Raw genomic sequence first — 5605 nt, forward strand, 5'->3', positions numbered from 1 at the left:
CCGGCACCCGCCCCCACGGATCCACCACCCGGACCCGGCGGAACCCCCGCACCAGCCGACGGAGCCCGATGATGAGAACCCGCAAGCTGCGGACCGCCGTGATCCTTGCGCTCTCGGTGATCCTGACCGCCGCGGTGATCACCGAGGTCCGGATCTCCGACGCGCTCGATCGAATCCACATCGTGGCCTACTTCGACAACAGCAATGGCCTCTACCAGAACGACGAGGTACGCATCCTGGGAGTGCCGGTCGGACGGATCTCCGATATCGAGGCACAGCCCCAGCGGGTGAAGATCACATTCTGGGTCGACGGCAAGTACCGGGTGCCCGCCGACGCGAAGGCCGCGATCGTCGCCCCCCAACTGGTGACATCGCGCGCGATACAACTCACCCCCGCCTATACCGGCGGACCGGCGATGCAGGACGGTGCCGTGATCCCGGAGAACCGCACCGCGGTGCCCCTCGAATGGGATGACCTACGCCAGCAGCTGGAGAAACTCACCGACGCATTGCAGCCCACCCGACCGGGCGGTGTGAGCACCCTGGGCGCCTTCGTCAACACGGCGGCAGACAACCTGCGCGGCCAGGGGGCGAACATTCGCGACACCGTCATCGCCATGTCGCAGGCCTTCTCGGCGCTGGGCGACCACAGCGCCGATACGTTCTCGACCATCAAGAACCTCTCGGTGGTGGTGTCCGCACTCGAGGACAGCTCGGACCTGCTGGGTCAGTTCAACGACTATCTCGCGGCGGTAACCGGGGCGCTGGTGACCTCCCCCGACGCCGTGGGCACCGCCGTGAAGAACATCAACGACGTCGTCGGTGAGACCACCGACTTCATCACCGACAACCGGGAAACCCTCGGCGCCACGACCGACGAGCTCGCATCGCTGACAAGCACCGTCCGCGACAGCCTGGACGATGTCGAGCAGGCGCTGCATCTGTTCCCGAGCACCCTGCAGAACTTCATCAACATCTATCAACCCACCCAGCAGGGCATTACCGGCGCGCTGACCATGCAGAACTTCGCCAACCCGATCTCGTTTCTGTGCGGTGGGATACAGGCGGCATCGCGGCTCAATGCCGAGCAGTCCGCCAAACTGTGTGTGCAGTACCTCGCACCGATCATCAAGAACCGTCAGTACAACTTCCCGCCCCTGGGCTCGAACTACGTCGTCGGACAGGCGGCCCGCCCCAATGAGCTCACCTACTCCGAAGACCGGCTCCGGCCGGACCACGTTCCCACCCCAACCCCCGCCGTCGACGCAGGCACGTCAGCGCCGGCGGAGGCGCAGCTCGACGCAACGCCGGTGCCAACCGACCCGGCCGCCGGTCTGCCCGGAATGATGATCCCACCGGGAGGCGGCTCGTGAGCCCCACAATTCGGCGACAGCTGCGCCACGGGCTGGTCGCGACGCTGGCCATGGCGATCATCGGCGCCGCGAGCGCCTGCCAATGGCATGGGCTGAACTCCCTGCCCCTACCCGGGACCCAGGGCGGCGGCCCGGGCTCGTTCGTGGTTCAGGCCCAGCTGCCCGATGTCGGCTACATCCAGCAGAACTCCCGCGTGCGCGTGGGTGACGCGAACGTCGGCACCATCACCAAGATCGAACGCCAGGGTTGGCACGCGCTGGTCACCATGACCCTCAACGGCAACGTCGACCTGCCGGCCAACGCCGCCGCCACCGTCGGCCAGACCAGTCTGCTGGGCTCCCTGCACATCGAATTGGCACCCCCGGCCGGGGTGCCGCCCGAAGGCAAGCTGCACGACGGCTCGCTGATTCCACTACGGAATGCCGGCGCCTATCCCGGCACCGACGACACGCTGGCGGCGCTGTCACTGCTGCTCAACGGCGGCGGGATCGGTCAGGTCCAGGACATCACCGCGGCATTCGCCACCGCGTTTTCGAACAGAGAAGCGGATCTGCGCAGCCTGATCGAGGAGATCGATCGGTTCGTCGGCCACCTCAATGAACAGACCGAGGACATCGTCGCCGCCACCGACAGTTTCAATGGGCTGGTCAGCCAGGTCGCCGGCCAGAAGCCGACCCTCGACAAGGCGATAAGAACCATTCCCGATGCGCTGGCGGTGCTGGCCGACCAACGCGCCCAGCTCGTCGAGGCCACCGACGCCTTCGGCAAGTTCAGCGCGCTGGCCACCGACACCGTCAATCACACCAAGCAGAATCTGGTCAAGGAACTCCGCGACGTCGCACCCGTGCTCCAGTCCTTGGCCGACAGTGGTCCCGACCTGACCCGGTCACTGGACTTCATCGGCACCTACCCCTGGCCGAAAGGACCACTGGACAAGTGGATTCGCGGTGACTACGCCAACATCACCGCGATTCTCGACCTGACGCTGAGCCGACTGGACAACACGCTGTTCACCGGCACCCGTTGGGAGGGTGATCTGACCAACCTCGAGATGCAGTGGGGCCGCACGATCGGTCAGCTGCCCAGTCCGTACACGGCCGGCAATCCCTTGGTTGCGCCGTATCACCTCGATCAGGGGAAATGACATGCGGTTGAGCAAGTGGATCAAAATTCAGCTGGCCATCTTCGCCACCGTCGCGACCGTCGCCGGAGCGCTGATGATCTTCGGATACATCAGGGTGCCGGCGCTGCTCGGGGTCGGCCGCTACGACGTCACGATGCAATTGGCGAGCGCTGGTGGTCTGTACGGCACCGCCAATGTCTCCTACCGGGGCGTCGAGGTCGGTCGGGTCAGCTCCGTGCATCTGACCGAGAGCGGGGTGGAGGCGACGCTCTCCCTGCGCTCCGATGTTCGGATCCCTTCGGATCTCGATGCCGAGGTGCGCAGCACGTCGGCCATCGGTGAGCAGTATGTTGCCCTCCTGCCCCGCGGCGACACCGCCCCGCCGCTGAAGGAAGGGGACGTCATACCGTCCGCGCGCACCTCGATCCCACCGGCCATCGGCACACTCCTGGACGCGGCCAATCGCGGCCTCCAAGCGATACCGGGTGACAACGTCAAGACCGTGGTGGACGAAAGCTACGCGGCAATAGGAGGACTGGGACCCGAGATCTCTCGGTTCGTCACTGGTTCAACTCAACTGGCCATCGACGCACGAAACAACCTCGACCCCATGCTCACGCTGGTCGACCAGGCCAAACCGGTGCTCGACTCTCAGGCCGCAACCGCCGACTCCATTCACGCCTGGGCCGCCCACCTCTCCGACCTCACCGCCCAGCTCCAGCACAACGACGCCGCATTGGCAGGACTCGTCCAACAGGGTGGCGCAGCTGCCGACGAGGCGCGACAGCTCATCGACCGCCTGCAGCCCAGTCTGCCCGTGCTGATGTCGAACGTGGCCGGGATCGGCAAGCTCGCCCTCACCTACAACCCGGGCATCGAGCAGCTGCTGGTCCTGGTACCCATGGGCATCCAGGTCATGCAGGCCGGGACGGTGGCGAACCGCGACTCCAAGCACCCCGGCCTGATCCTGTCGTTCAACCTCAACCTCAACCTGCCTCCTCCCTGCACGACCGGCTACCTGCCGGCCCAGCAACAACGCATTCCCACGCTGGTGGACACACCCGACCGGCCCGCGGACGACCTGTACTGCCGGATACCCCAGGACTCGTGGAATGCGGTGCGCGGGGCCCGCAATCTGCCGTGCATGGCGCACCCGGGAAAGCGCGCCCCAACGGCGAAGATGTGCAACAGCGACCAGCAGTACGTCCCGCTCAATGACGGGTTCAACTGGAAGGGCGACCCCAACGCCACGCTGTCGGGTCAGGACGTTCCACAGTCGCCGCCAGCCTCGCCGCCGGACTCGCCTCCGCCCGCTACGCCGGACTCCGGTCCTCCGATCGCCACCGCCTTCTACGATCCCGCGACCGGTGGCTACACCGGTCCGGACGGCCGGGTCTATACACAGGCGGATCTGGCTCCGGCCACCGGTGAGAAGACCTGGCACAGCATGCTGCGGCCGCCGAAACCCAACTGACCGGCGAATCTGCCGGCCTCATGTTATGGCCGACGGTCGTCCGGATGGCCGACCGCGTCAAGCGGAGGACCCTTCGGCGCCCGGGCCCCCCGCGTCATTGACCACGACCCCGTACAGAAAACTCCGGATCCGTTCTGCAAAGAGTTCCTTCACCGTCAGGTCGTTGGCCTCGACCGCCTTCGCGAGGTAGGGGTACTCGTCGGAATCTATTGCCGGGAACCACGCGTGCCGGTTGCGCGGAGTGCGGACCGCCTCCGCCAATACCGCCCCCACAGAGAGGGTCTCGATTCCGTCCAATATCTGTACATGCAGGCGGCTCGGCACTCCGGAGTCGGTCAGGAAGCGTGCCGCGTCTTCGAAGCCGGGGATCAGGATCTCGCGTGGAAGGTGCTCGATCAACACCGGCGCCGCGTTGCGGTGACGCAGGACCGATTGCCGGAAATTCAGTGCGAGGCTCACGAAATACTCCGGCCAATCCGGGCCCGGTGCGCGTCGCGGTTTGATGACCGACTTGCCCGCGATGTGCCGGGCAACCGCAGTCAAGATCTCGTTCTTGTCCGCGAAATGGTGGTAGAGCGAAGGGGCCCGCACCCCCAGATGGGCCGCCAATCGTGGCAGGCTGAATGCGCTGAGACCTTCGGCGTCGATGATCTCGATCGAGGCTTCGACGGCCGCGTCGCGGTTGATCAGCGGCTTCGACGGCCGCGGCATTTCAGCGCCTCCCCGGGGTGCGAGCCTTCCGGCCGGCCATGTACCTCACGGGTCGAAGTATACTGAGCGACAGTCCGGTTATCGTCAAACATGCCGCCATGGCTGAGGCAGGCCACGGAGCGAACGACGGTGACGGTGAAGGTTCACCGTCGGACTGGGTGGCCCCGGCGTGCGACAACCTGGATTCCGACGAAGCTCAACACGACGTTGCCGTGGGCGTCGACCAATGTTGACCGCGAGTGGATATCGGCTCGGCCCCGCCCCATCACGACGTCGTCGATACCCACCCAGCCGGTCAGAACTGCGCCCGGCCGAACCGGATTGGGCAACCGCAACCGATCCAGCCCCTTCCCTGCCAGCAGTGCCAGCCGGGGCAGGAACTGCCGGGAGGCCAGGCTCGCGTACAGGGCCATGGTGTGAATTCCGCTGGCCACCACACCGCCGAACTGCCGGTTGGTGGGATCGAGGTGAATTGGCAAGGGGTCGAAGCGATGAGCGAATGCCGTGATCTCCGCCTGGCTGATCGATACCGTGCCCAGATCCATCCAGTCACCGACACCGAGGTCTTCGGCGTACCACAGCCGCCGATCGGACAGTGCTGCCAGGTCCCGGCCCGCGCACTCCGGCCCTTCCGCGTTCACGTCACGCCCCCATCACCCAGGCGCCGGCCGCGCCGCGGATGGGCACCATGGACGCGGGCTCGCGGCCACAATATCGGACCAGGATATGGCACGGTCATCTCCTCAATGCAGTGTGGCCAGTGCGCCGTTCGCCTCACTTCTGTGTCACCGCTGCCGCCAGGGCGCCCTTGTCCCGGCCGATCTCGGTGCGCGCGATGGTGCGCAGATGCACCTCGTCGGGCCCGTCGAAGATCCGCATCGCCCGCTGCCAGCCGTACATCCGCGCCAGCGGGGTGTCGTCGC

General features: G+C 66.2%; 6 protein-coding genes. 3 read left to right on the forward strand and 3 right to left on the reverse strand.

The window, feature by feature from the left end:
- Window positions 1-71 precede the first annotated feature (71 nt).
- Genes CSR00_RS29160 through CSR00_RS29170 form a run of 3 tightly spaced genes read left to right on the forward strand, consistent with a single transcriptional unit; the run spans window position 72 to window position 3971 of the window.
- The gene (locus CSR00_RS29160) at window positions 72-1373 is read left to right on the forward strand and encodes an MCE family protein (RefSeq protein WP_099025846.1); all 1302 of its coding nucleotides are present in this window, start codon (window positions 72-74) and stop codon (window positions 1371-1373) included.
- Between the two features lie 50 nt (window positions 1374-1423).
- Window positions 1424-2518 (forward strand): MCE family protein, encoded by a 1095-nt coding sequence (locus CSR00_RS29165; RefSeq protein ID WP_099025847.1) that lies wholly within the window; start codon window positions 1424-1426, stop codon window positions 2516-2518.
- A gap of 1 nt (window position 2519) precedes the next feature.
- Complete coding sequence (locus CSR00_RS29170) at window positions 2520-3971, forward strand: MCE family protein (RefSeq protein WP_099025843.1); 1452 nt, start codon at window positions 2520-2522, stop codon at window positions 3969-3971.
- A 57-nt stretch (window positions 3972-4028) separates the two neighbouring features.
- Here CSR00_RS29170 and CSR00_RS29175 read toward each other — a convergent pair whose 3' ends face one another.
- The 3 genes from CSR00_RS29175 to CSR00_RS29185 form a co-directional block, all read right to left on the reverse strand.
- On the reverse strand, window positions 4029-4682 hold the full coding sequence (locus tag CSR00_RS29175) for a TetR family transcriptional regulator (protein WP_099025844.1): 654 nt from the start codon (window positions 4680-4682) through the stop codon (window positions 4029-4031).
- 143 nt (window positions 4683-4825) lie between these two features.
- Window positions 4826-5323: a MaoC/PaaZ C-terminal domain-containing protein gene (locus tag CSR00_RS29180; protein WP_099025845.1), complete on the reverse strand. Its 498-nt coding sequence runs from the start codon at window positions 5321-5323 to the stop codon at window positions 4826-4828.
- 133 nt (window positions 5324-5456) lie between these two features.
- Window positions 5457-5605: acyl-CoA dehydrogenase family protein (locus tag CSR00_RS29185; protein ID WP_281259761.1), on the reverse strand; the 149-nt coding region annotated here is incomplete at its 5' end.

The organism is Mycolicibacterium palauense (assembly GCF_002592005.1).
Classification (GTDB): domain Bacteria; phylum Actinomycetota; class Actinomycetes; order Mycobacteriales; family Mycobacteriaceae; genus Mycobacterium; species Mycobacterium palauense.